This is a genomic window from Streptomyces sp. HUAS TT7 (genome assembly GCF_051550175.1).
In the GTDB taxonomy this organism is placed as follows: Bacteria; Actinomycetota; Actinomycetes; order Streptomycetales; family Streptomycetaceae; genus Streptomyces.
In genome coordinates, this window is record NZ_CP196175.1 from 8,152,839 (window position 1) to 8,179,315 (window position 26,477).

At 70.6% G+C, this 26,477-nt stretch carries 22 protein-coding genes and 1 pseudogene; 12 read left to right on the plus strand and 11 right to left on the minus strand.

Going from position 1 to position 26,477, the window contains the following annotated elements:
- Positions 1 to 236 precede the first annotated feature (236 nt).
- On the plus strand, positions 237 to 518 hold the full coding sequence (locus ACSHXC_RS37030; protein WP_438295713.1) for a hypothetical protein: 282 nt from the start codon (positions 237 to 239) through the stop codon (positions 516 to 518).
- A 27-nt stretch (positions 519 to 545) separates the two neighbouring features.
- On the opposite strand, the gene ACSHXC_RS37035 is transcribed toward ACSHXC_RS37030, so the two are convergent.
- Complete coding sequence (locus ACSHXC_RS37035) at positions 546 to 1,502, minus strand: GNAT family N-acetyltransferase (protein WP_438295714.1); 957 nt, start codon at positions 1,500 to 1,502, stop codon at positions 546 to 548.
- Positions 1,503 to 1,556: 54 nt separating this feature from the next.
- On the opposite strand from ACSHXC_RS37035, the gene ACSHXC_RS37040 reads away from it, so the two are divergent.
- Positions 1,557 to 2,165, plus strand: a complete 609-nt coding sequence (locus ACSHXC_RS37040) for a TetR/AcrR family transcriptional regulator (protein ID WP_438295715.1) — start codon at positions 1,557 to 1,559, stop codon at positions 2,163 to 2,165.
- A 170-nt stretch (positions 2,166 to 2,335) separates the two neighbouring features.
- A complete protein-coding gene (locus ACSHXC_RS37045) occupies positions 2,336 to 3,874 on the plus strand; it encodes a carboxylesterase/lipase family protein (protein ID WP_438295716.1) in 1,539 nt (512 codons plus the stop codon).
- Between the two features lie 144 nt (positions 3,875 to 4,018).
- Here the strand turns inward: ACSHXC_RS37045 and ACSHXC_RS37050 are convergent, their stop codons facing one another.
- The 7 genes from ACSHXC_RS37050 to ACSHXC_RS37080 form a co-directional block, all read right to left on the minus strand.
- The gene (locus tag ACSHXC_RS37050) at positions 4,019 to 4,822 is read right to left on the minus strand and encodes a maleylpyruvate isomerase family mycothiol-dependent enzyme (RefSeq protein ID WP_438295717.1); all 804 of its coding nucleotides are present in this window, start codon (positions 4,820 to 4,822) and stop codon (positions 4,019 to 4,021) included.
- 108 nt (positions 4,823 to 4,930) lie between these two features.
- Positions 4,931 to 6,157, minus strand: coding sequence for a cytochrome P450 (locus ACSHXC_RS37055; protein WP_438295718.1), 1,227 nt, complete (start codon positions 6,155 to 6,157; stop codon positions 4,931 to 4,933).
- Between the two features lie 44 nt (positions 6,158 to 6,201).
- Positions 6,202 to 7,416 (minus strand): cytochrome P450 family protein, encoded by a 1,215-nt coding sequence (locus ACSHXC_RS37060; protein ID WP_438295719.1) that lies wholly within the window; start codon positions 7,414 to 7,416, stop codon positions 6,202 to 6,204.
- A complete protein-coding gene (locus ACSHXC_RS37065) occupies positions 7,413 to 10,520 on the minus strand; it encodes an amino acid adenylation domain-containing protein (protein WP_438295720.1) in 3,108 nt (1,035 codons plus the stop codon). The genes ACSHXC_RS37060 and ACSHXC_RS37065 overlap by 4 nt, the downstream gene beginning before the upstream one ends.
- A gap of 115 nt (positions 10,521 to 10,635) precedes the next feature.
- Positions 10,636 to 11,106 carry a pyridoxamine 5'-phosphate oxidase family protein gene (locus ACSHXC_RS37070; RefSeq protein ID WP_438295721.1) on the minus strand — a complete coding sequence of 157 codons (471 nt, stop codon included), beginning with the start codon at positions 11,104 to 11,106 and terminating at the stop codon, positions 10,636 to 10,638.
- A gap of 455 nt (positions 11,107 to 11,561) precedes the next feature.
- Positions 11,562 to 12,023 carry a VOC family protein gene (locus tag ACSHXC_RS37075; protein WP_438295722.1) on the minus strand — a complete coding sequence of 154 codons (462 nt, stop codon included), beginning with the start codon at positions 12,021 to 12,023 and terminating at the stop codon, positions 11,562 to 11,564.
- Positions 12,024 to 12,226: 203 nt separating this feature from the next.
- On the minus strand, positions 12,227 to 12,577 hold the full coding sequence (locus ACSHXC_RS37080) for an ASCH domain-containing protein (RefSeq protein WP_438295723.1): 351 nt from the start codon (positions 12,575 to 12,577) through the stop codon (positions 12,227 to 12,229).
- A gap of 330 nt (positions 12,578 to 12,907) precedes the next feature.
- Between ACSHXC_RS37080 and ACSHXC_RS37085 the strand changes: the two genes are divergently transcribed.
- The 3 genes from ACSHXC_RS37085 to ACSHXC_RS37095 all read left to right on the plus strand — a co-directional run bounded on the left by ACSHXC_RS37085 (position 12,908) and on the right by ACSHXC_RS37095 (position 15,437).
- Entirely contained in the window at positions 12,908 to 13,060 is a 153-nt protein-coding gene (locus ACSHXC_RS37085; protein WP_438295724.1) for a hypothetical protein, read from the plus strand.
- A 261-nt stretch (positions 13,061 to 13,321) separates the two neighbouring features.
- On the plus strand, positions 13,322 to 13,972 hold the full coding sequence (locus tag ACSHXC_RS37090) for a CatB-related O-acetyltransferase (RefSeq protein ID WP_438295725.1): 651 nt from the start codon (positions 13,322 to 13,324) through the stop codon (positions 13,970 to 13,972).
- Positions 13,973 to 14,288: 316 nt separating this feature from the next.
- Complete coding sequence (locus ACSHXC_RS37095; RefSeq protein ID WP_438297054.1) at positions 14,289 to 15,437, plus strand: macrolide family glycosyltransferase; 1,149 nt, start codon at positions 14,289 to 14,291, stop codon at positions 15,435 to 15,437.
- Positions 15,438 to 15,515: 78 nt separating this feature from the next.
- Here ACSHXC_RS37095 and ACSHXC_RS37100 read toward each other — a convergent pair whose 3' ends face one another.
- The 3 genes and pseudogenes from ACSHXC_RS37100 to ACSHXC_RS37110 form a co-directional block, all read right to left on the minus strand.
- Positions 15,516 to 16,832, minus strand: a complete 1,317-nt coding sequence (locus tag ACSHXC_RS37100; RefSeq protein ID WP_438295726.1) for a cytochrome P450 — start codon at positions 16,830 to 16,832, stop codon at positions 15,516 to 15,518.
- Between the two features lie 78 nt (positions 16,833 to 16,910).
- Entirely contained in the window at positions 16,911 to 17,426 is a 516-nt protein-coding gene (locus ACSHXC_RS37105; RefSeq protein WP_438295727.1) for an N-acetyltransferase family protein, read from the minus strand.
- Positions 17,427 to 17,482: 56 nt separating this feature from the next.
- Positions 17,483 to 18,998: pseudogene (locus ACSHXC_RS37110) on the minus strand (peptidoglycan DD-metalloendopeptidase family protein).
- Between the two features lie 339 nt (positions 18,999 to 19,337).
- Between ACSHXC_RS37110 and ACSHXC_RS37115 the strand changes: the two are divergent.
- From ACSHXC_RS37115 to ACSHXC_RS37140, 6 genes are all read left to right on the plus strand, one after another.
- Complete coding sequence (locus tag ACSHXC_RS37115; protein ID WP_438295728.1) at positions 19,338 to 20,144, plus strand: serine/threonine protein kinase; 807 nt, start codon at positions 19,338 to 19,340, stop codon at positions 20,142 to 20,144.
- Positions 20,145 to 20,192: 48 nt separating this feature from the next.
- On the plus strand, positions 20,193 to 21,611 hold the full coding sequence (locus ACSHXC_RS37120) for a serine/threonine-protein kinase (protein ID WP_438295729.1): 1,419 nt from the start codon (positions 20,193 to 20,195) through the stop codon (positions 21,609 to 21,611).
- Positions 21,612 to 21,911: 300 nt separating this feature from the next.
- On the plus strand, positions 21,912 to 22,931 hold the full coding sequence (locus tag ACSHXC_RS37125) for an LGFP repeat-containing protein (RefSeq protein ID WP_438295730.1): 1,020 nt from the start codon (positions 21,912 to 21,914) through the stop codon (positions 22,929 to 22,931).
- Positions 22,932 to 22,979: 48 nt separating this feature from the next.
- Positions 22,980 to 23,978 (plus strand): alpha/beta hydrolase, encoded by a 999-nt coding sequence (locus tag ACSHXC_RS37130; RefSeq protein ID WP_438295731.1) that lies wholly within the window; start codon positions 22,980 to 22,982, stop codon positions 23,976 to 23,978.
- 106 nt (positions 23,979 to 24,084) lie between these two features.
- Positions 24,085 to 24,642 (plus strand): PadR family transcriptional regulator, encoded by a 558-nt coding sequence (locus ACSHXC_RS37135; RefSeq protein WP_438295732.1) that lies wholly within the window; start codon positions 24,085 to 24,087, stop codon positions 24,640 to 24,642.
- A gap of 82 nt (positions 24,643 to 24,724) precedes the next feature.
- Positions 24,725 to 26,449, plus strand: coding sequence for an acyl-CoA dehydrogenase family protein (locus tag ACSHXC_RS37140; protein ID WP_438295733.1), 1,725 nt, complete (start codon positions 24,725 to 24,727; stop codon positions 26,447 to 26,449).
- Positions 26,450 to 26,477: the final 28 nt, after the last annotated feature.

The following is a 26,477-nucleotide window of genomic DNA, read 5'->3' on the forward strand; positions in this document are numbered from 1 at the left end:
CCTGTTCATTGCTGTGGCTGCCCGGCGGATTCCGTGTCATCGGTGATTGATCACGCCCACGGATCTCCCCGGGCGGCCCGCGCGACATCACACCTTCCGGGGCGACGAAGCCCCGTGCGGACTCAGCTCATCGAGGTATGGCGATGCGCCTCGTGTCATGGAAAAGATGGGTAAGTGAGGCATGTTCTGGAGGGGGCGGCTCCCGGCCGTGCGCCCCTGAGGGAGGGAGAATTGTCATGCGTCGTCACATCGCCGCGATCGGCATGCTGGCCACAACTGCCGTACTCGTGCTCGCCGTTCCCGCTCAGGCGGCGACGGGTCTCCTGGTCGTGAACGGGGTTCCGCATCGGAACCCCGCGCGCGGCTGTTACGCGACTTCGTCGCCGGTTTCCGTGCAGAATCACACGAATTCGATGGTTCTGGTGCACGCTGCCGCGAACTGTCAGGGGCCGGTGACGGCGGAGGTCGACCCTGGACAGTCCGCGACGACGTTCGGGGCGAGCTACTTCGTCTTCTGACGTGCCCGAGTGTCCGGCAGGGGAGGCCTACTCGTCGTCCCAGGACAGTGAGCTCATCTTCCAGCCGGCGGGTGTCCGTATGAACTGGGTCGTCTTGTGGCCGGAGCCCTCGAACCATTCGCCGTTGAGGTATCCGGACTTGCGGTATCTGCTGAAGCGGTGCGCGATCGAGCCGTGGATCTCGGTCCGTTCGGAGACCTCCCACTCGGAGAACTCCGTCAGCGTGCCGTCGTTGAGGATCTTCTCGCGGGGCTCCACGAACGAGTCGAGGTCGTAGATCACCGGCTCGCCCCCGGCGTTGCTGATGATCATTCCCTGCGGAATGAAGACCTCCCGGACGATGCCGACGTTCGGCCGGCCGCCACCGGTGTTGGTGAACGCGCCGAGGAAGGTGCTCATCAGCTGGTCGAGTTCGGCCTTGGCACCGGGCGCGGGTCCTTGCACCGGGGGCCACTCTTCGGCGAGTACCGCCCAGATCTCGGAGTCGTGCCGCGTGCCCCGGTACGGGTAGCGCCCGCGCAGTACGCCGTCGCGGGTCATCCCGAGCCGGCGCGCGGCCTCGATGCTGCGGGTGTTGCCGGCCGCGACCCACCACTCGACGCGGCTCATCGCCCGTTCCGTGAAGGCCCAGTCGATCAGCACCCGGCACGCCCGGGTCACCAGGCCACGGCCCGCGCCCTTCTCCTCCAGCCAGCAGCCGATCTCGCACACGCCCGAAGCCGTGTCGAAGCTCGTGAACATGACGCCGCCGACCAGCGTGCCGTCGAGCCAGATGCCGTAGATCCGGCGGGAGTCCTCGGCCGTCGCGGTCGCGTAACGCTGAAGGGTGGCCTCGGCCGTGGCGAGGTCCGTGCTGAACGTCGCCCACGGTATCCATGGGTCGACATAGGGGCGGGCGCGGTCCATGTGCTCCAGGAACTCCCGCGCCTGCCAGGGTTCCAGGGGGCGGAGCTGAGCGTCGTCGCCGAGCGGAGTTGCGAACACGGATCCCTCGTTTCCACGGGTACGTAACAAGCGTTCGGTATATAAGGTAGCAGCATGCCACCAGCGCCAGGAGACCGTGAAGCACGCCGTGAAGACGTGAGCCAGGCGGTGTGGGAAGTCCTCGCCGACCGGGGGTTCGGGGGGCTCACCCTGCGTGCCGTCGCCGCGTCCATGGGTGTCTCGACCGGCATGCTCATGCACTACTTCCCGACCAAACGGGCCCTGGTCGCGCACGCGCTGCACCTGCTGGAGACCCGCACCGCGCAGCGGCCGCGCCGCAAACGCCCCGCCGAGGGGATCGCGGCGCTGCGGGCGATGCTCCTCGACATCCTGCCGCTCACTCCCGGCGACACCGCCCGCAACCGGATCTGGGTCAGCTCCTGGGACCTGGCCCTCGCCGACGACGGGCTCGGCTCGGAACAGGCCGATCGCTATACCCGGCTGCGTGCGTCGATCAGCCCGCACCTCGAAGCCGCGCGCGCCGCCGGGGAGCTTCCGGAGTCGGCCGATCCGGACCAACTCGCCGCCACGGCTGTGGCGTTCACCCACGGGCTCGTCGTCCAGGCCCTCTTCGATCCGGGCCGGTTCACCGAGGCCGTGCAGATCGCCATGCTCGACGACTTCCTCGCATCGATCTCGGTCCGGCCCGGGCGGGGCCGGTAGCGCTCCCCTCGGCGGCCGACTGCCCGCAGACCCCGCGAGCCGTCGGAAATCGGCTGGCGCGGGATGCGGACACGGCGGATTATCCGGAGAGCAGGGAGCCGTGCGCTCGCCGCCTTCCTGAGATGACTGAGGTTTCCGAGAATCCTGGCCGTTCCTGAGGGGAAGCCGCGATGACTGTTGCCGGGTCCGAGGCAGCTGGTGCACAGCCCCAAGTCCGCACTGTGGGTGGGGTGTTGAGGGGGAGCCGGGAGACGGGGACGGCGGTGTTCCGCGGCATCCCGTTCGCCGAGCCCCCGGTCGGCGCGTTGCGGTTCGCCGCGCCGCGGCCGGTACGGGGTTGGAGCGGGGTGCGGGAGGCGGTCTCCTACGGTCCGCCGCCCCCGCAGGGCGGCCACTTCGGCATGGACGCGCTGGCGCGGGACACGGGCGACCACGACTGGCTGACGGTCAACGTCTGGTCGCCCGAACCCGGACGGGGCGCGGGGCTGCCGGTGATGGTGTGGTTCCACGGCGGCGCGTACACGATCGGCATGTCCGGCCTCCCGGAGTACGACGGCGGCAGGCTCGCCCGGGACGGCGGCGTCGTCGTGGTGACGTTCAACTACCGCGTGGGGCTGGAGGGTTTCGCGCAGATCGAGGGTGCTCCGGCCAACCGGGGGCTGCTCGACCAGGTCGCCGCGCTGGAGTGGGTGCGCGACAACATCGAGGCCTTCGGCGGGGACCCGGGCCGGGTCACGGTCTTCGGCCAGTCGGCGGGCGGGGGATCGATCGCCGCGCTCCTTGCGATGGACCGTACGGCCGGGCTCTTCCGCCGGGCCGTGGTGCAGAGCGCCCCGGGCGCGTTCTTCTCGCCCGAGCTGGCCGCGGACATCACGGCCGCCTGCGCCGCCGAGCTGGGGCTGAGGCCCACGGTGGCCGACCTGGCCGGCGTCGCGCCGGACCTGCTCTCCGCCGCCGGTGACGCGGTCACCGCGAAGATCGGCCAGTGGGCGCACCGCTGGGGCCGGCCCGCGCACCGGCCGATCCCCTTCGCGCCCGTCGTCGACGGCGAGGTCCTGGCCGCCACGCCGTGGCAGGCCCTGGCCGACGGCGCACGCCGTGACGTCGACCTGCTCGTCGGCCACACCCGCGAGGAGCAGCGCCTGTTCACCGTGCTGGACGGCCTGCTCGGCGAGGTCACCGAGGAGCAGGCCGCGACCGCCCTTCGCACCTTCGCCCCCGGTCCGGACGGCGAGCGCCGCTACCGGGAGGCGTTCCCGACGGCGAGTCCGGGCGAGCTGTACGAACTGGTCCACTCCGACTGGCTGTTCCGCATGCCGACCTTCCATCTCGCCGAGTCCCATGTCGCCGCCGGAGGCCGAGCCCACATCTACGAGCTGACCTGGCCCGCACCGGGCATGGGCGCCGCCTTCGGCGCCTGCCACGGCCTGGACGTACCCCTGACCTTCGGCAACCTGGACCGCGGCCGGCCCGCACTGCTGATCGGCGCGGAACCCTCCCCGGAGGCGGAGGCCCTGTCCGCCCGCATGCGTACGGCGTGGACGTCGTTCGCCGCCCACGGCGACCCCGGCTGGCCCGCGTACGACACCCGCCGACGCCGAACCCAGGTCCTCGACGCCCGGCCCGCTGTCACCGCGTACCCGGAGGAGGCCTCGCGCCTGATCTGGCAGGGCCACGCGTTCCCCGTGCTGCCGCTGATCAGCCAGTAGCCCCCGGCGACTCGGCGTCCGACGGCGCGCGGGAGCTGCTGACCAGCCTGGCGCCCGGCACCTGGGCGTTGGTGACCTCCACCTATGAGTACCGGGTTCGGGGGGCCTTCGCCCGTACAGGGCTGCCGGTACCGCTGACTGCACCTAAAGCGGCGGGACCAACTTGAAGTAGCGCTCCAGGAGCGCGGCATCGCCCCGGACCTGCAGGCTGTCGGAGGGGATGCGGTGCCACAGGAACAGCATCAACTCCGATGCTGTGGCGGTCAGTTCGACGTCGCAGCATCCGGTGCCCTCGTTCAGCAGAACGCCCTCGGGATCCATCTGTACGACCCAGAGGCCGAAGCCGTCGGACTGCCGGAACCGGAGCCGTTCGCCCTGCCCCGCCGGCGCGTTCTGGCGGGCGCGGCGGGTGGGAGCCATGACTTCGAAGTTGTGGCTCACGGCGTCGGCGGCAAGCTGCCGGTCCACCGGCTGAGCCGTACCCAGGGCATGCTCGATGTCCCAGCGGTGTACGGCCGCTTCGATGGCCTGCATGCGCCGCCAGAACCCCACGGACTGCTCGTCCGACCAGGACCACACCCGCTCCACGGGATCGTGTTCGGCGAACAGCGAGGCCAGGCGGGAAGCCCCCTCGTGGAACCAGTCGAGGAGCCCGGCGGGCAACGGGCCGCGATTCGGAGCGAGCCGAGGATCGGGCCAGCCCGCCATGTCCCCGGGCGGGGACAGGAAGGTGAAGTCGTTGTCGTTCGGGCGATCGACCAGCCCCTCGCCGATCACGTGGATCACATAGCGGTGCACAGCGCCGAGATGAAACACGAGGTCGGCCACCGACCAGTCCGGGCACGACGGCACGAGCGCCACCGCGTCGCCACCCACCTCCCGCGACGCCACGCGGGCCGCGCCCTCGAAAGCCTCGACCTCGCGACGGAACTGGGCGACGTAGTCCATGACTTCGGCACTCCTCACACGACACTGTTCGCAGGTGTCACCAACTTACCTGCGTAGAGGGCGAATTGGAGGAGTGCCGAGCAGGTGCCGTTCATCGCACCGGCATGCTCACCACGTCACAGGGATCTCCGCCGCCATGATGGCCATCCGGTTGGGGTGCCAGGTGACCTTCTCCGGCGGTACGGCCAGGCGCAGGGCCGGCAGGCGGTCGAGGAGGGTGCGGAAGGCCACGTCGGACTGGCGGCGGACCAGGTGGGCGCCGGGGCAGTGGTGGCGGCCGTAGCCGAAGCGGAGATGCGGGTTGGGGGAACGGGTGGGGTCGAACGCCGAGGGGTCGGAGAACGCCGCCGGGTCGTAGTTCACCGCGTCCAGGGAGAGCAGGATCATCTCGCCCTCCTTCACCTCGGCGGAGCCGAGCCGGGCATCCTGGGTGACGAAGCGCGGGATCGCGTTGCCCAGGACGACGCTGCAGCGCAGCAGCTCTTCGACGCAACTCGGCATCGTTTCCGGGCGGGCGCGTACCGCGTCCATGACCTCGGGGTGCTGGAGGAGGTTGAAGGCCGCAACTCCCAGGAAGCCCGCGAAGTCCTCGTACCCGCTGACGAAGAGGACGGACACGATGTTGGAGAGCTGACGGTCGGTCAAACCTCCTTGTGAGGCGTTGAGATCGGCCAGGCGGTCCGCCAGGCCGCGGGGCTCGCCGGGGCTGCGGGCGGTCATGTGCTCGTGCATGTATACGCGGATCTCCTCCCAGTTGCGGGCGAGTTCCTCGTGGGTGGGGGTGACCATGGTCAGGTCCAGGTCGGCCCGTACGGAGAGCCAGGCGTGGTCCTCGAAGGGCAGGCCGAGCAGGCGGCACATGCACTGCGCGGCTACCCACTCCGCGAAGTGGTGCTGAAGGTTGGCCGGGCCGCCTTCGCGGACCATCGCGTCCAGGCCCTCGCGGGTCACGCCTTCGACCCAGTCGGCCGGCAGCGCCGGCTGGTCGCGGCCGAGGGCCTTGAGCACCTCGTCGCGCAGGCCCGCCTTCTGCAGGTGGTTCATGGCGTCGAGGAGTTCGGGCGCGATGATCGGGGCGTCCTGCCCCGGGCTGGTCGCCTCGGCCAGCACGGAGCGGCCGAAGGCACGGTCGCGGAGCACGTGCTGGGTCAGCTCGTAGCCGGTGACCAGCCATGCCTCGTCGCCGGAGTTGGTGCTGACCCGCGCCACAGGACAGCGGCCCTGGAGCTCGGCGAGCTCGGGGGCCAGCCGGTCGCCCCGGGTGCTGAAGGGGTAGTGGGGGAGGGGATCCTCGGTCGGGGATTCCCCGGAGGTGGGTGCTTGGGGGGTGGTCACGGCGTACGGGCCTTTCTCCTGGGTTGCGTACGGAAGCGGGGGTGTCACCAGCGCACGGGCAGCACGGCCGGGGCGCGCAGCGGGGTGGACTCGTCCCAGGGGATGGTCGCCGCGGGCACGGCGAGCTCGATGCCGGGAAGCCGTTCGAGCAATACCTCGATGGCGGTGGCGAGTTGGAGACGGGTCAGGTGCCCGCCCATGCAGGAGTGCGGGCCGTGCCCGAAGGCGATGTGCGCGTTGGGGGTGCGGGCGAGGTCGAGGCGGTCGGCATCGGCGAACTGCTCCGGGTCGCGGTTGGCGGACGCGGGTACCGGGACGACCGCGTCACCGGCGCGGATCTCCTGCCCGTGCAGGGTGAGGTCCTCCGTCGCGACAAGGATGTTGATGGCGTTCATCAGCGGCACGTACCGCAGCAGTTCCTCCACCGCGGTGCCGATCCCCTCGGGCGCCCCGCGCAGCTTGTCCAGCTGCTCAGGGTGGGTGAGCAGCGCGAGCAGGGCGTTGCCGGTGTGCTGGATGTTGGTCTTGTAGCCGGCCATGAGCATGGTGACGACGAAGCTGACGACATCGTCCCGGGTCAGCCGGCCCCCGGGGCGGTGTGCCTCCGTCAGGAGCAACCCGATGTAGTCCTCGCCGTAGGCGTCCTTCTCCCGGCGGGAGATGAGGTGGTCGGCGTAGTCCTGGAGGGCGTACAGCGCCGCGAGCACCTCCTCCATCGAGAGCCCGGACGCGCCCAGGAGCGCGAGGGTGTGCGGAAGGTAGACCTCGCGGTCCTCGTACGGCAGGCCGACGGTCTCGCACAGCACACGCAGCGGCAGCGGCTCGGCGTAGGAGGCGACGAGATCGGCCGGCTTGCCGTCCGCTGCCCCGGCCACCATCGCGTCGACGAGTTCTTCGGCCATCGCCCGGATCCGGGGCCGCATGAACTCCAGTTGCCGCCGCCCGAACATCGGCAGGACCGCGCGGCGCACGCGCTCGTGGTGCTCGCCGGTCATCTCCAGGAAGGTCGGCAGAGCGGGCGGCGGGGCGTCGGCCCCCTCGCGGGGCGGCCAGGCCGAAAGGAGCGGCCGGACCAGCCGGGGGTCGGCGAACGCGGCGCGTGCGTCCTCGTAGCGGCTGATCAGCCAGCCGGTCTCGCCGTTGGGTAACTGGGCCTGGACGACGGGCTGTTCGGCGCGCAGCCGGGCGTACGCGCAGGGTGGTCCTGCGGTACCGGGTTCGACGTCCGGGACGGGGATGAGGGCTTCGGGACGGCTCATGCGGCGTGCTCCGATTCCGCCGCGGCGGCGCGCGGCGTGCCAAGGCCCGGCGGGTGTGCGGGGCGTGCGATGTAGCCGGAGGCGAAGAAGTACTCCAGGTACCGGTCCAGCAGCGCGGAGTCGACCGGCGGGCAGTGAAGTCCGCTGCCGGCCAGCGCCTCCTCGGCGTTGCTCCGGCCCAGGACCGGGAAGGTGCCCTTCAGGTACATCTCCTTGACGGACATGTCGGCGTTGCGGCTGCGGTCCACGCACAGGGAAACGAAGGGTGCCGTGGCGCTGGTCGGGTTCTCGGCGACGTACCGCACCAGTTCGCCGACCCACTGGGTGTACGGCAGCGTGCGCAGGGTGATTCCCGTCGCGCGCATCCGGTCGAGGACGTCCGACAGCATCGCCGGGCGGGGGTTGGTGAGGTGGTAGACCCGGCCGTCCGCCTGCTGATGGGTGGCGATGTGGACCACCGACTCGGCGAGGTGGTCGACGGGGACGAAGTCCATCGGCAGCTCGATGTCGGGTGCCAGACCCGTTTCGGCGATCGTCTTGAACAGTGAGCAGATCGCCGTCTCGGTGTTGCAGGAGCCGTGCACCCGGTCGCCCGTCACCTCGTACGGCCGGTACACGGCCACCGGCAGCCCCTGTTCGGCCGCCCGCCGCAGCACGCCTTCGGCGACCCACTTGCTCTCCGCGTAGCCCATGGTGAGCCCGTCGGCGTGGGCAGGCGGCAGGTCCTCGGCGACCTCGCGGACCCCTGCGGTGCCGAATCCGGCGACGACGGCGACGGTCGAGACGAAGTGCACCGGCACGCGGCGAGGCGCCGCGATGCGTATGACCTCCCGGGTTCCGTCGACGTTCGCCGGGCGCAACTGCTCATACGGGTAAAGGAAGTTGACCCTCGCGCCGTTGTGCACGACAAGGTCGAGGCGGCGGGCCAGCTCGGCGGTGTGTGTGGTCGAAAGACCCAGCCCCGGCTGGGTCAGGTCGCCGGGGAAGCATTCCACGCGCCGCCACTCGGCCTCGTCGAGGCGCAGCCCGTAGCGGGCGAGCGTGGTACGCACTCGCTGCTCGGCGTGTGCCGGGCTCGTCGCCCGCACGGGGCAGTGGACGCGGGCGCCCGTCGCGCGCAGCAGACGGTGCAGCAGGAACGCGCCGACGAACCCGGACGCTCCCGTGAGCAGTACGTCCTTGGGGTCCTGCGGGCGCGGGGCCGGGCCTTCGGCGGGCGGCAGCGCGAAGCCGAGTTCGGTCTCGCCCACGAAGTCGACGACGGGCTCCGGACCGGCCGCCCGGCCGAACCCGCTCCGGGCGTCGCGTACGGCGGCGGTGAAGCCCTCCAGTGTCGGGGTGGCCAGCAGGGCCCGGATCAGGGTCGAGCCGAGCGCGGCGTCGAGGTTGAGCACGGCGAGGGCGCGGGTGACGACCTCGGAGGCGAGCAGGGAGTCGCCACCGAGGAGGAAGAAGTCGTCCTGGGGCAGCGGGCGTACGCGCAGCACCTGCTGCCACACCTCGGTGAGGACGTCGAGCAGCCCCTCGACCTTCGGCCCGCCCTCCGTGCCGCTGCCGGACGGCGGTGTGGCGGACTTCAGACGGGTGCGGTCGATCTTGCCGCCGCTGGTCACCGGGAAGTGGTCCATGGGTACGAGGGCGGGAACGGCCTGCGGGGGCAGCCACTGGGCGCAGTACGTGCGCAGGGCGGCCAGGGGCAGGGGGCTCCCGGGTGTGACGGCGGTGACGTAGGCGGTCAGGGCACCGGAACCGGCCTCGACGACGGCCTCGCCGACCTCGGGGTGGGCCCGTAATCGGGCCTCCACCTCGTCGAGTTCGATACGCACGCCACGCAGCTTGACCTGGCGGTCGAGGCGGCCGCGGTATTCAAGAAGCCCGTCGGCGGTCTGCACGGCCCGGTCGCCGGTCCGGTACAGAAGGCCGCCCGGCTCGACGGCGGGCAGTGCGACGAACCGTTCGGCGGTGAGCGGCGGATCGCCGAGGTAGCCGAGGGCAAGGCCGTCCCCGCCGACGTACAACTCGCCTTCCTCGCCGGGCCCCGCGACCGAGCCGTCGGCCCGCAGGACATGGCAGGTGGAGGCGCCGAAGGGGCGGCCGAGGGGGACGCTCGCGGCGTCCTCGGGCAGAGGGCTCAGCACGTGCGCGGTGGAGACCACGGCGTTCTCGGTCGGGCCGTAGAAGTTGACCACCGTCGTGTCGGGGCAGGCCGCGAGGACGGCGTTCGTGAGGCGCGGGTCCATCGCCTCCCCGCCCGCGGAGACGAAGCGCAGCGAGGCCAGCGCCTCGGGGCGGGTCCGGGCGACGAGGTGGAACACGCTGGTCGTCAGATACGCCACGGTGACGCCGGCCGCGTGGAAGAGCCGTTCCAGCGCGGCGGGGGAGAGCAGTTCCTCGCGGTCGGCCAGGACCAGGCAGGCGCCGGTGAGCAGCGCGCCCCAGATCTCGATGGTCGAGGCGTCGGAGGACAGGCCGTACCCGTGCAACACCGCGTCCCCCGGCCCGGGCGGGGGCAGTTGGGGCTCGGAGAGGACGAGGCGCACCACGCCGCGGTGGGGTACGGCGACGGGTTTGGGGCGGCCGGTCGTGCCGGAGGTGAAGGCCACGTAGGCGCAGTCCGTCGCGGAGCCGGTCCGCGTGCGGGCGACCCGCCGGGTGAGTCCGTTGGCGGGTCGGCCGACCGGACCGACCTCGACCGACGCGCGTAGACCGCGCACACGGCGCGTACTGCCCGGCAGGGTGACCGCGGCGCTGAGCCCCGCGTCCTCGGCCATGGCCCGCAGCCGGGCCGACGGAAGATCCTCGTCGAGCGGGACGTACGCGCAGCCCGCCTTGAGGATGCCGAGCATCGCCACCAGCGCCTCAAGCGAGCGGTTGCCGCACACGCCTATCAGCTCACCGGGGCGGACGCCGTGCGCAGCGAGGCGCGCCGCCAAGTCATCGGCGTGGGCGTCCAGTTGACCGTACGTCACGACGCGCTCTCCGTGCCGTGCCGCCGGGGCGTCCGGCCGGGCCGCGGCCTGCGCCTCGAACAGCTCTGGGATGACACTGTCCCGCGGGTAGCCGGTGACGGGCGTGCCGGCCGCCGGGCGCGGAGGGACGGACAACGGGCGTGACGGGGCTAACGGAACATCGGTGTGGTTCATCAAGTCCTTCTCGGTCGAACGGCTTTCGTGCGCCGCGCTTGCGCAGCGGGCGCGGGAATCTCGGGGTGGAAGATGCTCAGCCGGTGTTGCCACCCGCCCCTTCCTCGGCGAAGTCGGCCGCGAACGCGGCGAAGTCGGCGCTGCGCCAGCGTTCGGGGCGCATGCGGAAGAGGATGTCGTCCGTGAGCTGGGCGGAGGTGGCCGTCAGATACGCGCGGGCCTCCTCGGGGTCGAGGTAGCGATGGGCCAGTGCTTCGCGCACGGCCGGGGGTATCGGGTCCTCGACCGCCGTGACCGGCCCCTCGACGCTGACGTACCGGTACGGCCGATGCTCGTCCTGCACGCAGAGGCTGAAGCGCGCTGCGGTGCGCAGGAGGCGCGACTTGATGTTCTCCCGGTTCGTACCGACGACCACCTCGCCCCCGGGCTCGTACCCGTACCACACCGGCACGATCAGGGGCGCCCGGTCGCCGCCCCGGGAGTCGGTGACGCCGAGGACACCGACGCGTGGTTCGGCGAGGAATCGCTCGCGGTCCTGACGTGGCATGGAGGGAAGCATGTGTGGGGCTCCTGTCCCGATGACGTGGCTGAGGGATTTGGCCGAGGTGGCGCTGTTGCGGGTGTCACCACGGCGAGCATTGTTGAGAACGAGTGATCACTCCCCGGCGGAATAGCCAATAAACTTATGGTTTAGGCGGTTTTAAGCCGGTTTCCGCGGCGCTATGTCCGGTTGTGAGGGCGTCGGAGTGCGGGGCGAGGGTGGCCCCCGGGTGGTGGCGCGCGGGCACGCTTCCGTTCAGCCGTGGGCTCTCTACACCTCGGCGTGGAGTGGAATGTGCCGGTACAGGTCACGGCAGGGAGCAGCTCGACCGGCCCGCATGGGCCGGCAGTCAGGTCGGGTGCTGACGAGGTGACCTGGGTGAGCGCCACGGCCTCGCAGCCTACGGGCCGCGGCGCGGGGTGCGGAGGGGCGGGTGGTGTCCGCGGTGACGATCTGAGGCGTCAGCCGAGGTCGGATTCCCGGCCGGGGAAGAAGTCGGCGCTCTGGACGTACTCCATGGCCTTGGTGAACTCCGGTGCGCCGAGGCGGCGTTGCATCTCCTGCGGGCTCACGTCCTCCACATGGGTCTGGATCCAGTACAGGTTGCCCAGCGGATCGTGCACCCGCCCGACCCGGTCGCCGAAGGACAGATGGGTGACCTCGGTGACCGAAGTACCCCCGGCCGCAACGGCCTGACGGTGCACGGCGTCGGCTTCCTCGACGTACAGGCGCAGGAAGGCAGGGGTCGGCGGCCACTCCGGACGGGCGTCGAACATCATCACCACCGATTCACCGATCCGCACCTCCGCGTGCTCGACGGCCCCGTCCGTGCCGACGAGGCACGCGAGTTCCACCGCGCCGAAGGCCCTCTTCAGGTAGTCGATGAGCTGCGGGGTGTCCCGCGAAATGATCCACGGCGTCACGGTGCTGTATCCCTCGGGAACCGGCTCGACCGACGTGCGACTGCCTCCTGGGCGGGGGTGTCTTGCCTCGACATGGTGATGACGCGAGCCATGGCTTGGGTCGGGATCGGTCCTGTACGGAACCTTGTAAGTGACACCGCGGGGGCTGTCCGCGCCCGCAGCAGTGTGATCACGCGGGTGGGCTCTCCCGTTGATGCCCGGCGTCAGGCGTTCCGTTTCGCCAACCGGAAGTGAACGATGGTGATGTCGTCGGTCGGCCCGATGTCGGGGTAGTGGAACCGCAGCCTGTCGTGGAGCTCGGCAAGATCATGAAAACCGTCCGCGCGGGCGTCCGTCTCGCTCAACTGGGCAACGGTCTTCACGGTGACCTGTGTGATGACACCCGGCAATGCCACCTCGTCGTCCAACTCGAACACCAGGCTCACTGGGCCTGTCTCCACGGGATCGCGGAAACGCACCGTGGTCGTTTTCCGCTCGGTCCGTACCGCGTCGAGATAGTCGGGGTGAAAGTACAGCGACTGAGTCGCCGTTGAGTGCTGCCAGGTGTTGTCCATCCGGTGCACCCTAACGCAGTGGCAACGTCGGGGAGTCCGACCAGTGCCCCAGGTCGGCCCTCGGCGAGCACCGCGTGCAGGGTGATCCGCATCAGGGGTCGCCCTCGCCACGGAGCGCCGCGCAAAGGAGGATCGCCCGGTTGAGCTCGCGCTCGGTGATCTCCGTGCTGGGGATTCTGCCGTGGTCCGTCCCGCACCCGCCGGCATCGGCCGGGGCGCGACCGGGCCGGCGAGGCCGATTCCGGCGGAGGCGAAACCGGTACCGGTGCTGAGCCAGTTGGTGGCGTCGGCCAGAGCATCCACTACACCGGCACCCACCTCTACCTCGGCATGCCGTATGGTCCGGGCAGCTACGGCACGGTCTACGCCCTCCCGCTGTCCAACATGACCGCCGGTGGCTCGAACGCCGCGATCACCACCTACCAGCCCGGCCAGGGCGGCCTCCCGGCCACCGGCGGCGGCTTCGGCTGCGTAGTCCGTTGACGTTCCGTCAAAAGAGCTGCGAACAGCTGGACGTCGGGCGTACCCGAGCAACAAGGGGTCTCCCCGGCACCGCACCCGCGGTGTCGGGGAGACCCTGTTTGATGAGCGTGCTCCGGCCGGGCAATCACCCGGTTTCCACCGTAAGCGGGTTCCTGAGTGGATGGGCGGACGGCCCAGGCGAAAATCGGTGTCCTGCGAAGCGCAGCACCGCGATCATGGAGCGGACAGCGAACATGCGCGGCCCGGAAGGAACCACTCGCGATGCCCGTACCCGCCGACCCCACCGTTCTTCACCCGATGCCTGGGCAGCCGCGCGTGGTGCTGCTCAAGCCGCTGGTGAAGTCCCCGCTCATCGAGGTCGGGGAGTACTCCTACTATGACGATCCGGTCGATGCGACCGCCTTCGAGACGCGCAATGTGCTCTACCACTACGGGCCCGAGAAGCTGGTCATCGGGAAGTTCTGTGCGCTGGGCACGGGGGTGCGGTTCATCATGAACGGGGCCAACCACCGCATGGACGGCCCCTCGACCTTCCCCTTCCCCACCATGGGCGGCTCCTGGGCCGAGCACTTCGATCTGCTCACCGGTCTGCCGAACCGAGGGGACACCGTCGTCGGCAACGACGTCTGGTTCGGGCACGGCACGACGGTCATGCCCGGTGTACGGATCGGGCACGGCGCGATCATCGGCTCCGGCGCCGTGGTCACTACGGACGTACCCGACTACGGAATCGTCGGCGGCAACCCCGCCCGCCTCATCCGTACCCGCTACAGCGAGCAGGACATCGCCCGGCTGCTTGCCGTGGCCTGGTGGGACTGGACCGCGGAGCACATCACCGAGCACGTACGGACGATCATGTCCGGGAGCGTCGCCGAGCTGGAAGCCGCTGCTCCGAAGAGTCCCAACCCGTAGGCGGGTCTGGGGAGTTCCTGTACTGAGCGGCGCATCGGCCCCGGCGGGGCGTCTCCCTGCGATGGTCGACGGTAATTGAGGTGCCGGAAGCCCGGCGGCGGGTTAGGGTCGCGGGCATGAACCTCTTCCAGCTCTACGGCTGACACACGTCGGGAAAGCGTCCCGCTTTCCTCCCGCACACCGTGTGCGTGCGCGCCTGCGACCCCGAGTCTCCCGGGCGAGGCCTACGCGCCGGCTTGCCGTGTCCTTCTCGCCGTAGACCTGAAATGAGTGATCCTCCGTGCCTTCCGTGTTCCCTCGCCGTGCCCACATCGCGATGGTCGGCATCCCCGCCGTCAGCCACGTCCTGCCCAGTCTTGAGATCATCCGCGAGCTGGTGGCCCGGGGTCACCGGGTGACCTACGCCAACGACCCGGCCGTGGCCGAGCTGATCACACCCACCGGCGCCGCATTCGTTCCCTGCACCTCCGTGCTGCCGGTCGGCGACCACAACTGGCCCGACGAACCCTTCGCCGCGATGGGGCTCTTCCTCGACGACGCCATGCAGGCGCTCCCGCAGTTGCGCGCCGCGTACGACCGGGACCCGGCGGACCTGTATCTGTACGACATCGGCGCCTACGCCGCGCGTGCGCTCGCGGAGTCGCAAGGGCGGCCTCTCATGCAGCTCTCCCCGACGTTCGTGGCGTGGGACGGCTACGAGCAGGATGTCGCGGTGCACCTGCGGAAGCTGCCGGGCGCCGATGCGTACCAGGCCAAGTTCGCGCGGTGGCTGGCCGGTTGTGGGGCGTCCACCACCGACGTGGACGACTTCTCCGGTCGGCCCTCGCGGGCTCTGGCGCTGATCACGCGGGCCATGCAGCCGCACGCCGACCGGGTCGACACCGACACGGTGACCTTCGTCGGGCCCTGCTTCGACCCGCGTTCGGAGATGGATGGTTGGGCCCGTCCGGTGGATGCGGAGCATGTGCTCCTCGTGTCCCTGGGGTCGGCGTTCACCCGTCAGCCCGAGTTCTACCGGCAGTGCCTCGCGGCCTACGGCGACCTGCCGGGCTGGCACGTCGTCCTCCAGATCGGCAAGCACACCGACCCCCGCGAACTCGGCGACATCCCGTCCAACGTCGAGGTGCACTCCTGGGTCCCGCAGCGGGCGATCCTGGAGCAGGCGGATGCCTTCGTCACGCACGCGGGTATGGGCGGCTGCAGCGAAGGACTCATGTCAGGTGTGCCGATGATCGCCGTGCCGCAGGGGGCCGAACAGCCCATGAACGCCGACCGGCTCGTGGAACTGGGCGTGGCCCGCCGCATCGACACCCCGGACGCCACCGCCGAGGCCCTGCGGGCAGCTCTCAAGGACCTGGCCACCGACCCGGAGGTCGCCCGGCGCTCGGCGCAGCTGCGCGCCGACGCACGGTCCGAGGGTGGCACCCGACGCGCAGCCGACCTGATCGAGAACGTGCTGGTCTGAGCCCGTCCGCCCGCCCGTCGCTGGGGGTGGTGGAGTGGCGTCCCGCTCGGCGTCCCGCTTCACCACCCCTGTCCTCGGTCAGCGGCGCGGGCTCACGGTCATGCGGATGTCGTCCGCCGCCCACAGCACGAACCGCTCGATCGGAGTCACGTCGTGTCCGGGCACGGGCCGGAACCGGAAGCGCTTGAGCAGGACGGCAAGGACCAGTTGGGCCTCGATCACGGCCAGGCCGGCGCCCTCGCAGCTGCGCGGCCCGATACCGAAGGGGATATGGGCCAGCCTCGGCCGCTTGGCCGTCTCCTGGGGGGTGAACCGCTCGGGCACGAACTTCTCGGGCTCGGGCCAGTAGTCGGGGTTCATGTGCACGGCCCAGAACGGATAGAACACCGTCGCCCCGGCCGGGATCTCGTACTCGCCCAGGGCGATGGCCTCGGTCGTCTCGCGCGCACCGTACGGGCCGGGCGGATAGAGCCGCATCGACTCCTTGAGGACCATGTCCAGATAGGTGAGCCGTCGTAGGTCGGCGTACTCGGGCGCCGGGCGGTCACCGAGTACGCGGTCCAGCTCATCGGCGACGCGGTCGGCCACCTCGGGATGGCTGCCCAGCAGATGCAGGGTCCAGGAGACGGCCACGCCCGTGGTGTGGTGCGCGGCGAGGAGCGACATCATGACGGTGTCGCGGATCCGAGCGGGCCGTTCGCCCGCCTTGATGAGCGCCTCGATCAGGTCGCTCCTGTCCCTGCCGTCGCCGGAATCGTGTGCCGCGACGATGCGGTCGACCGTCGCCCGGAGATAGGCGAGAGCCTCCGCCGCCCGCTTGGCGCCCTCCTCCCCGGCATCCGGGGCCGGCACCTCGTAGAGCCGCCCCAGGTATTCGGTGAGCACTTCCTCGAACGCGGCGATGACGGCGTCCGGGTCCTCGGCGTCGCCTCCCAGCGCGTACGCGCAGATCATCCGCAGCGTCAGCGTGGTGAGGTCCTTCTGCAGTGCGACGGGCTCCTGGCCGGCCTGCTCGGTCCAGCGGTCCGCGAGCGCTGTCGTCAGCTCGGTGAACCGCGCGAAGTGCCGCTCATGAGACGGGCGTCCGGCCAGCACCGAAAGGAGCAGGCGCCGTAACGGGGCGTGCTCGTCGGCAGGCAGCACCTGCAGGTTCCCCGCCTCGAACAGCGGGGCCAGGAAGTCGAAGAGCCGCTCCGGCCGCTTGTTGATGTGAGCCGTGGCCTCCAGGAGTACGGGATCGGCGACCGACACGGCCGTCTCCGCGCCCGGGAGCTGGAACCGTACGACGGGCCCGTACTCGGCGTGCAGCCACCGCTGGTAGTTGTGCAGCCCGCCCGCCGCCGCGATGGCGCCGACCCCCTCGTCCGTACGGGGCTCGGGACCGGGGATGTTCATGGCCGCTCCTCATGGTTGTCGGACATGTCCACGAGCATCCGCGATTCACGCGTGGTCCACCAGGGCCCCTCCCGTGCGTCAGTGGGCTGCTGACGGATGCCTGTCCAGGTCGATGGTGAACGCCACCCGGTCGAGTCCGGGCCCGTCGTAGTCCGGCTTCACCTCCGAGGCCGAGAAGCCGAGCCGGGTGTGGAACGCCTGTGACGCGGTGTTCTCCGGGCTGGTGACGCAGTGCACGTAGCGGCGGCCCTGTGACCGGGCGAGTGCGAAGAAGGCCTGGTAAAGGGTGCGTCCGATGCCCTGTCCGTGCAGGGCCGGGTTCACGCCGACGAAGTGCACATAGGCGGTTTCGGGCTCTGTCTGCGACAGGAAGCCGACCAGGAAGGCCGCGACCTCGCCGTCGGCACGTTCGACCAGAAAACTGGTGGTGGTGAAGTGCTGGAAGTACAGCCGCGGCAGAAGCAGCGCGCGTTCCGCCGCCCCTGCTGCCCCCTTGACGCCGCCCCACCAGGTGTCAAGGACGGCGAGCACGCGGAGGTGGTCGGCACAGGCAGGGCGGCGGGCGCTGAGGCCTGCGGGAAGATCCTCGATCATTTGGGCAGTCTGACACCGGCTCTGCTGTCCGCGCGAGGCGCTTTTTCGGGTGAGTCTCAACTCACCCCAGGACCGGGACCGCCCGCGAGCCAGGACCATTCGGACCATGTGCTGAAGCCCGTCTGCCACTTGTGGTGGACCCCCTCGCGGCTGGTGCCGAACACCTCGATCCGGCCGTCCGCGTTGGTGGTGGCCGCGATCTCGGTGCCACCACCGCCGAAGGCGGACCAGTCTCTGTAGCGGGCGTTGACTCCGGTCTGCCAGGTGTGCATGGCCACGTCGCTGTTGATGGCGAACACCTCGACCCGGCCGTCGGGGGTGCGGTCGCTGGTGAGCTGGGAGTTCGCGGGCCCTGCCGCGGGCTCCCACTCCGACCAACTGGCGCTCCCCGTCTGGTACTTGTGGAAGACGCCCGCCGGGCCGGAGGCGAACACCTCCAGACGCCCGTCGGCGTTGTGGTCGACCGTCAGGCCGTGCCCTCCGCCTCCGAAGCCCCCCCCAGGCCGACCACCCGCCGTTGACGGCGGTCTGGTACTGGTGCTGGAAGGTGTTGTCGTTGAGTGCGAAGACTTCGAGGCGGCCGTCGGGGGCCTTCTCCATCTTGATACGGGCGGCGCTCGGTCCGCCGCCCGTGGGCTCCCATGCGGACCACCCGCTGTTGGGAGCGGTCTGGTACCTGTGGAACACCCCGGACGGGCCGGAGGCGAACACCTCAAGCCGTCCATCGGCGTTGGCTCCGGCGGTGACGTAACGCCCACCGGTGCCGAAGCTCTCCCATCCCGACCAGCCGCCGGACGGAGACGTCTGGTAGCGGTGCTGGAGTACGTCACCGTTGAGCGCGAACACTTCCAAACGCCCGTCGGCGTTGGGCGCGAGCGCGAGTTCCGCGTTGCCCGGCCCGCCCAGGGCCTCCCACTCCGACCAGGCGCCGTTCACCTGTGACTGCCACGCATGATGCACCCCGTCGGCCCCGGCGGCGAACGCTTCGAGCCGTCCGTCGGCCGAGCGCGTCGAGATCATCCGCCCGGATTCGACCGGATACACCAACGGTGTGGGCCGGGGCCCGCTGCCAGGGGTGCACGGCAGTCCCACGCCGCGTTCTTCGAGGTAGGGGATAGGGTCGATGCCGCGGATGTCGGTCGAGGTGCCGATGCGCACCCGCAGGTGGAGGTGTGGGCCACTGGACTCGCCCTCACTGCCCATGAGCGCGATGCGCTGGCCGGCCACCACATGGTCACCGACGGCGACGTCCCGCTGGTACATGTGCCCGTACTCGGTCACCGTGCCGTCCGGATGCAGAATGCGGACCCACTGGCCGTAGCCCTGCGCCGGGCCGGAGTTGATGACCTCGCCGTCGCCGACGGCGTAGATCGGTGTCCCGTACGCGTCGGCGATGTCGATGCCGTCGTGGGAGTCGCTGTAGCGCTGGGACACGAAGCCGGTGGTGGGGCACGATCCGGCGAATCCTGCGGCCTGGGCGGCGGCCGGGGACGCGGTCACCAGCGACGGCAGTACGGCGGCGGCCGTGGCGAGCGCGAAGCGCAGCGCGCGCCGGGAAAGACCGTGAAGCACGTGGCGTTCCTCCCCCTCGGGATTGCTGTGCGATCCCTGTGAGATTCCTTTGCGATGCCTTGAGATCGAGCCGGGGTGGACGGTAGCCGCATACGCCCGACGGGGGCACCCGGAACGCTACGGACTGACAAATGGCCGGGGAGCGGGAGCCCGCCGCCGACCTGCGGCGGAAGCCGACGGAAGCCATCGTGGACTCCCTTCGGAATCCGGCTGGACCGCCATGAATCACCCCTCCTCGGAGCGTACGGAATCGGCCAGATCCCAGGAGTTGACCGATCGTCAGGATGTGTAACGTTCGATCTGAGTGAGGTTCGGTGACGCGGGGGCGAGGAGGGGGCAGTGAGTGGGGTAGTGATCCATGTGCCGCATGGGCGCGGTGAGGTCGCGGGTGAGCCGTCCGGTGACGCCGTGACGCTGCGGCTCGGACCGGGCGAGGTGGCACGCTTCGGGCGGGGCTCCGCGACGACCCCGGTCGAACTCCGCCTCGACGACGAGGCGATCTCCCGGCTCGCGGGCGAGATCCGGGTGACGGACGACCACTGGCAGCTCAGCAACCTCAGTACGACGCAGAGCTATCTCGTCGAAAACCCGGAAGGGGCTGGGGAGTATCTGCGGGTGCCGCCGCGGCGGGCCGGAGCGCCCATCCCCTTCGAGTTCTCCCGGGTCGTGCTGCCCACCCGCCGCAACACCACGGTCTCCTTCCAGGTGTTCGCGCCCGACCACGTCTACCTCGACCCGGACGGCGTGGGCGGCCCGTGGGGAAGCCGCACCGTCACGGCGTACTCCCTGGACGAGACAGCCCTCTACTTCCTGATCCTCGTCGCGCTCTGCGAACCGCGGCTGCGCGACGAGTCACCCGTCGCGGTGCCGACCACGCCCCAGATCGTCGAACGGCTGAGGGGACACCCCGCGTGCGCCCGGCTCACGGCGCGGGCGGTCAGCTCGCACATCGACTACCTCGCGGACGAGAAGATGCGGATCGGCGCACCCGCCGAGTCCGGGCCCCGCAGGGAAGCCCGCCGCAACGGCAAACGGGAGGCGATCGTCGGGCTCGTGCTGCGCTTCGGTCTCGTACGGGAGGAACACCTCGCGCTGCTGCCGCCCCGGACCGGGGACGCCGCGCAGGAGCGGGGGACGGCGGGATGAGGCGCCTACCCGCACACCGTGACGGCCGGCGGAGGGGAGGGGGACACGGTGCACCGTCCGGCCGACACTTCGGGAACTGACCGTACGGAACTCCTGCCGCCCGGCTACCGGGTGGGCCGCTGGGAGGTCACCGAGCCGATCGGCGCCGGGGGCTGGGCAACCGTCCATGCGGGAAGGGCGGTTGAGGGTGACGCGGATGAGCGGGAGGCCGTCGCGCTCAAGGTGCTGCCGACCGCCGGGCTCGCACCGCGCCAGGCCCGCAAGGTGGCCGAAACCGCCGGGAGGGAGGTCGAGTTCGGCCGCCGGTCCTCGCATCCGAGGCTCATCCGCCTGCTGGACACCGTCGTCCTCGGCGAACCCGGCGACCCGCTCCTGGACGGCGCGATCGTGCTGGTCATGGAGCGGGCAGAGCGCAGTCTGCGGGATCTGCTCGATGCCGGGGTGAGCGAGGCCGAAGGGGCCCGGCTCGTCACCGAGATCTGTGAGGGCCTGGCCCATCTGCACCGCAGCGGATGGGTGCACGGCGACCTCAAACCGGACAACATCCTGCTCATGGCGGACGGTTCGGTGAAGCTCTCGGACTTCGGGCTCGTCACCGAGCTGACCGGCACCCACGGCACCCATGGGTACGCACCCCCGATGGGCACCTTCGACTACCTGCCTCCCGAGCGCTGGAAGGCGCCGCTCGGCGAGCAGGGCGTCGAAGTCCGGCCGAGCGCCGACATCTGGGCCCTGGGCATCACGATCCACGAGCTGTTCGCCTCCGGCGCCTCGCCGTTCCCCGGCGCCACTCCCATGGCGCGCGGCGCCGCGACACAGGAGTACGCCGACGGGCGGGCGCCGCTGCGCCTGGACGGCGCGGTGCCGCCGTTCTGGCGGACCCTTGCCGCGGACTGCCTGGCCCCGACGCACACAGCCCGTGCCGAGCACACCGCTGAGAGCCTGCTCGCGCGCATCGCCGACCGACAGCCCGCCGAGACGGACGCCCCGGTGCCGTCCGGGCGGCCCGCGGTACGCCGGCGCGGACGAAGACGGGCCGCCTTCGTCACCCTCGCGGTGTGCGCGGTGGGCGCCACGATCTGGCCGCACATCGAGGGCGACGCCGCTTCCGGCGCCACGACCGCCGAACCGCCCGGCCGGATCCGGGTGTTCAACGCCGACCAGAGCTGCCGGGGCCGTACCGACCAGGACGCGCAGTGCAGCCTCGGGCTCGCCATCGACCCGATGCGGCCCTACACCGTCGACAACGTCGTGCCGACCCGCGTGTGGCACGGCGACGAACTCGCCGTCGACTGCCGGCTCGCCGCAGGCATGCAGATCATCGACGAGGCCGGCACGCACTCGGCCGAGTGGTACCGCGTCCGGCTCCCGCGGGGCTCCGGCCGGCCCACCGCCTGGCTGCCCGCCGTGCGCACCAAGGACCGCCCTTCCGTCCCCGACTGCCCGGCTCCCACCCCCGTCCGGTGAGGGGTTCCCGGCGACCCACCGGGAACCCTCACCGCTACGGGCGTCCGATGCCCGCCCCCGTACGTCGCCACGGTCAATCACCTTGCTCGGCAAGGTAGTTGGAGCGCGGCTGTGGGGCACCGGCGCACGACTACGAGTCCATCGCGGATCCTCGCCCATGTCACTCCGGATCGTTCCGGGTGCCGGGCCGCGCGCCCCCGCGGCTACCTTGCGGACCGTCGGTCACCGGACCGCGCCCACCCTCACACGACCACGAACCTCCCATGAGGCACGTATCCCGATCGGCGAAGGAGCAGCCACGTGCATGGTTCAACCGCACGGCGCGCGAGACTCGGAACAGTGATGCTCCTGGTCGCGACCGCCGTCTCCACCCTGGCCGGACCGGCGCGGGCACAGACCGCCAAGGACGTACCCGGTCCGCTCGGACACGCCGCGACGGCCGAGTCGTTCTGCGACATTCCCGCCGAGCGGGACATCGCGGTGACCCGCAAGGTGTACGAGGTCGGTCAGCGCCGCGGCGTGTCCGACAAGGTGATGCTCGCCGGCTTCGAGACGGGCTGGGTCGAGTCCCGTATGAACAACCTGAACTGCGGGGACCGGGACTCGCTCGGCGTCTTCCAGCAGCGGCCCTCGCAGGGGTGGTGCAACCCCGACCAGTGCCTCGACGTCGACTACGCGGCGAACAAGTTCTTCGAAGTGGCCCAGCAGATGGAGCCCCACTGGGACACCGCGGGAGAGCTCGCCCAGGCCGTCCAGCGCTCCGCCTACCCCGAGCGCTACCCCCAAGCGGAGGGCTACGCTCGGGAGTTGATGGGCGAGGCGTTCCAGCCGTACGGCACGATCGGGGCGAAATACGCGGGCCTCGGCGGCCCGAACGGACCGCTCGGCGTCCCGCTGCGCGCCGAGGAGGACGCCCGGCTCGGCGGACGCTTCCAGCTCTTCCGGAACGGCATCGTCCTCTGGCATCCCGACTCGGCGTTCGCGATCTACGGGGACATCCTCAAGAAGTACTGGGACACCGACTCGGAGCAGCGCTGGGGCTTCCCGACGATGGACGAGGCGGACGGAGGGCAGGCGCCGGACGGGACCCGGGGCCGCTACCAGTTCTTCGAGCGCGGCCTGTTCATGTGGTCACCGCCGACCGGCGCGCACACCGTGCAGGGCGCGATCTACGACGCCTTCCACGCCGCGGGCCACGAGAAGGCACTGGGCTACCCCATGACCGACGAGGTCGACGAGGCGGGCGGCAAGGCCCAGCGGTTCCAGAAGGTCACCATCCACTGGAACACGAGCCGGGGCACCTGGCTCACCGACAACTGACGTGGCCACGGCCGCACTTACCGATCATTGACCGATCAGGAGGATCTGTTGAGCGAGCAGCACCGCCCCAGCCGCAGGAACGTTCTCAAGGCCGTCGGCGGAGCCTCCGCTGCCCTGGCGCTCGGCGCCGGCACCGTGCTGTCCGCGGCGTCCGCGGCCAGCGCCGCCGACGACGGCTTCGGGCTGCGCATCGTGGAGCGCGGCGAGGGCGACCCCCGTATGTGGTACTACCGCTTCCAGACCGCCGAGATCGGCTGGAACCCCGCCGTCAACGTCCTGCTCCCGGACGACTACCACACCAGCGGACGCACCTACCCCGTCCTCTACCTGCTGCACGGCGGCGGTGACGGCCAGGACTTCATCACCTTCGACCGGATCGGCATCCGCGACTGGACGGCGGGCAAGCCGGTCATCGTGGTGATGCCCGACGGCGGCCACGCGGGCTGGTACTCCAACCCGGTGAGTTCCACGGTGGGCCCCCGGAACTGGGAGAGCTTCCACATCAACCAGCTGATCCCGTGGATCGACGCCAACTTCCGGACGTATGCGGAGTACGACGGCCGTGCCGTCTCCGGGTTCTCGATGGGCGGCTTCGGCGCGCTGAAGTACGCGGCCAAGTACTGGGGTCACTTCGCCTCGGTGAGCTCCCACTCCGGTCCGGCCAGCCTGCGCGGCAACGCGGCCGGCATCCCCGGCGGGGTCGTGCACTGGGCCAACGCGTCCTCCGCCGCCATCGAGCTGGGCGGCGGCACCGTGTACGGCATCCCGTGGGACCAGAACCGGGTCAGCATGGACAACCCGTGCGAGCGGGTCGAGAGCTACCGCAACAAGCGGATCTTCATGGTGGCCGGCACCAGCCCCGAGCCGACGTTCTGGGACAGGTTCAACGAGACCGCCGTGCTCGAAACCCAGCGGGAATGGCGCGGCTTCCTCGACCGGGCGGGCATTCCGCACGAGTGGTACGAGGTCCCCGGCGGCCACTTCGTCCGTCCCGACCTGTTCATCCGCGACCTCGACGGCATCGTGGGCAGGCTCCGCAAGGCATAGCGCCCGGCGACGTCGCGTCGCTGCTGAAGGCACCGTCCAGGTGAGCCGTGTCTCACCTGGACGGTGCCGCTTGTCTATGCAACGAGTTGCATAGAAGGATTCGGGCATGGCGCTTGAGCACGCGATTCTCGTCTCGCTGTTGGAGAAGCCGGGCTCCGGTTATGAGCTGGCCCGGCGCTTCGACCGGTCCATCGGCTATTTCTGGGCTGCCACGCACCAGCAGATCTACCGCATCCTCAAGCGCATGGAGAACGACGGCTGGATCGACGCCCGCGAGGTGGCGCAGCAGAGCCGGCCCGACAAGAAGGAGTACTCCGTCGCCGCGCCCGGCCGAGCCGCACTCTCCCGATGGCTGCACGAGCCGATCGAACCCGAGAGCGTACGGCACGAGCTCGCCGTGAAGATCCGCGGCGCCGCCTTCGACGACCCGGCCGCGCTGCTCGACGAGGTGGAGCGGCACCGCCGGGCGCACGCCGACCGGCTCGCGCACTATCTCGCGGGGGAGCGGCGCGACTTCACGGGGCCCGACGCCCCCGAAACGCCCGACGCCGGGCAGGAGCTCCAGCACGTCGTGCTGCGCGGCGGCATCGCGTACGAACGCATGACGCTCGCCTGGCTCGACGACGTGATCGCCACCCTCCACCGGCTCGGCGCCGAAAGCTGAACCGGCGCCGCGACCTGCCTTCGCGCACCCCAAGTCCTCAGTCCACCCTCCCCAACCTCCCGACCCGGAAAGGCGAATGGCCATGGCCGACGCGCTGCTGTTCAACCCGCGCACCTATGACCCGACCCACTTCGACCCCGAGACCCGCAGGCTGCTGCGTGCGACCGTCGACTGGTTCGAGCAGCGCGGCAAGCGCCGGCTGATCGAGGACTACCGCTCGCGCGCCTGGCTCGCGGACTTCCTCGCGTTCTCCGCCGAGGAAGGGCTGTTCGCGACCTTCCTCACCCCGGCTTCCGCCGCAGGCCAGGGCGATGAGGACAAGCGCTGGGACACCGCGCGGATCGCCGCCCTCAACGAGATCTTCGGGTTCTACGGCCTCGACTACTGGTACGCCTGGCAGGTCACCATCCTGGGCCTCGGCCCGGTCTGGCAGAGCGACAACGCGGTGGCTCGTACCCGCGCGGCCGAACTCCTCGACCAGGGCGAGGTGTTCGCGTTCGGCCTGTCCGAGAAGACCCACGGCGCGGACATCTACTCCACCGACATGCTCCTGGAGCCGGTCGGTGACGGCGGGTTCCGGGCCACCGGCTCCAAGTACTACATCGGCAACGGCAACGCCGCCGGCCTCGTCTCGGTGTTCGGCCGCCGCACCGACATCGAGGGCCCCGACGGATACGTCTTCTTCGCCGCCGACAGCCGCCACGAGGCGTACCACCTGGTGAAGAACGTCGTCGACTCCTCGAAGTACGTCAGCGAGTTCCGCCTGGAGAACTACCCGGTCGGCGCCGAGGACGTCCTGCACACCGGCCGGGCCGCGTTCGACGCCGCCCTCAACACCGTCAACGTCGGCAAGTTCAACCTGTGCACCGCCTCGATCGGCATCTGCGAACACGCGATGTACGAGGCCGTCACCCACGCCCACCAGCGCATCCTGTACGGCCGCCCCGTCACCGCCTTCCCGCACGTGCGCCGCGAGCTGACCGACGCCTACGTCCGCCTCGTCGGGATGAAGCTGTTCAGCGACCGTGCCGTGGACTACTTCCGCACCGCGGGCCCCGACGACCGCCGCTACCTCCTCTTCAACCCCATGACGAAGATGAAGGTGACCACCGAGGGCGAGAAGGTCATCGACCTGATGTGGGACGTCATCGCTGCCAAGGGCTTCGAGAAGGACAACTACTTCGCCCAGGCGGCCGTCGAGATCCGCGGCCTGCCCAAGCTGGAGGGCACGGTCCACGTCAACCTCGCCCTGATCCTGAAGTTCATGGGCAACCACCTCCTGAAGCCGGCCGAGTACGCACCCGTGCCGACCCGCCTCGACGCGGCCGACGACACCTTCCTCTTCCGGCAGGGGCCGGCCCGGGGCCTGGGCGCCATTCTCTTCCACGACTGGCGCACCGCCTTCGACGCGTACGCCGAGGTGCCCAACGTCGCCCGCTTCCGCGAACAGGCCGATGCGCTCTGCGAGTTCGTCACCACGGCCGCGCCCGACGAGGAGCAGAGCCGCGACCTCGACCTGCTGCTCGCCGTCGGCCAGCTGTTCGCGCTGGTCGTGCACGGCCAGCTGATCCTGGAGCAGGCACGCCTGACGGGCCTGGAGCAGGACGTGCTCGACGAACTCTTCGCCGTCCTCGTACGCGACTTCTCCGCGCACGCCGTCGAACTCCACGGCAAGGACTCCGCGACCGAGGCACAGCAGAACTGGGCGCTGGGCGCGGTCCGGCGCCCGGTCGTCGACGAGGCCCGCTCGGCCCGCGTCTGGGAGCGCGTCGAGGCGCTGGCGGGGACGTACGAGATGGCGCCGTAGCCGGGTCGTTCGGCTTGGCCGACGCGGT

Excerpts from the sequence above, each read along its gene's own strand:
- ACSHXC_RS37030 (WP_438295713.1), top strand. The coding sequence starts at position 237 with ATGCGTCGTCACATCGCCGCGATCGGCATGCTGGCCACAACTGCCGTA.
- ACSHXC_RS37040 (WP_438295715.1), top strand. The coding sequence starts at position 1,557 with ATGCCACCAGCGCCAGGAGACCGTGAAGCACGCCGTGAAGACGTGAGC.
- ACSHXC_RS37045 (WP_438295716.1), top strand. The coding sequence starts at position 2,336 with ATGACTGTTGCCGGGTCCGAGGCAGCTGGTGCACAGCCCCAAGTCCGC.
- ACSHXC_RS37050 (WP_438295717.1), bottom strand. The coding sequence starts at position 4,822 with ATGGACTACGTCGCCCAGTTCCGTCGCGAGGTCGAGGCTTTCGAGGGC.
- ACSHXC_RS37060 (WP_438295719.1), bottom strand. The coding sequence starts at position 7,416 with ATGAGCCGTCCCGAAGCCCTCATCCCCGTCCCGGACGTCGAACCCGGT.
- ACSHXC_RS37070 (WP_438295721.1), bottom strand. The coding sequence starts at position 11,106 with ATGCCACGTCAGGACCGCGAGCGATTCCTCGCCGAACCACGCGTCGGT.
- ACSHXC_RS37080 (WP_438295723.1), bottom strand. The coding sequence starts at position 12,577 with ATGGACAACACCTGGCAGCACTCAACGGCGACTCAGTCGCTGTACTTT.
- ACSHXC_RS37085 (WP_438295724.1), top strand. The coding sequence starts at position 12,908 with ATGCCGTATGGTCCGGGCAGCTACGGCACGGTCTACGCCCTCCCGCTG.
- ACSHXC_RS37090 (WP_438295725.1), top strand. The coding sequence starts at position 13,322 with ATGCCCGTACCCGCCGACCCCACCGTTCTTCACCCGATGCCTGGGCAG.
- ACSHXC_RS37095 (WP_438297054.1), top strand. The coding sequence starts at position 14,289 with ATGGTCGGCATCCCCGCCGTCAGCCACGTCCTGCCCAGTCTTGAGATC.
- ACSHXC_RS37100 (WP_438295726.1), bottom strand. The coding sequence starts at position 16,832 with ATGAACATCCCCGGTCCCGAGCCCCGTACGGACGAGGGGGTCGGCGCC.
- ACSHXC_RS37105 (WP_438295727.1), bottom strand. The coding sequence starts at position 17,426 with ATGATCGAGGATCTTCCCGCAGGCCTCAGCGCCCGCCGCCCTGCCTGT.
- ACSHXC_RS37135 (WP_438295732.1), top strand. The coding sequence starts at position 24,085 with ATGGCGCTTGAGCACGCGATTCTCGTCTCGCTGTTGGAGAAGCCGGGC.
- ACSHXC_RS37140 (WP_438295733.1), top strand. The coding sequence starts at position 24,725 with ATGGCCGACGCGCTGCTGTTCAACCCGCGCACCTATGACCCGACCCAC.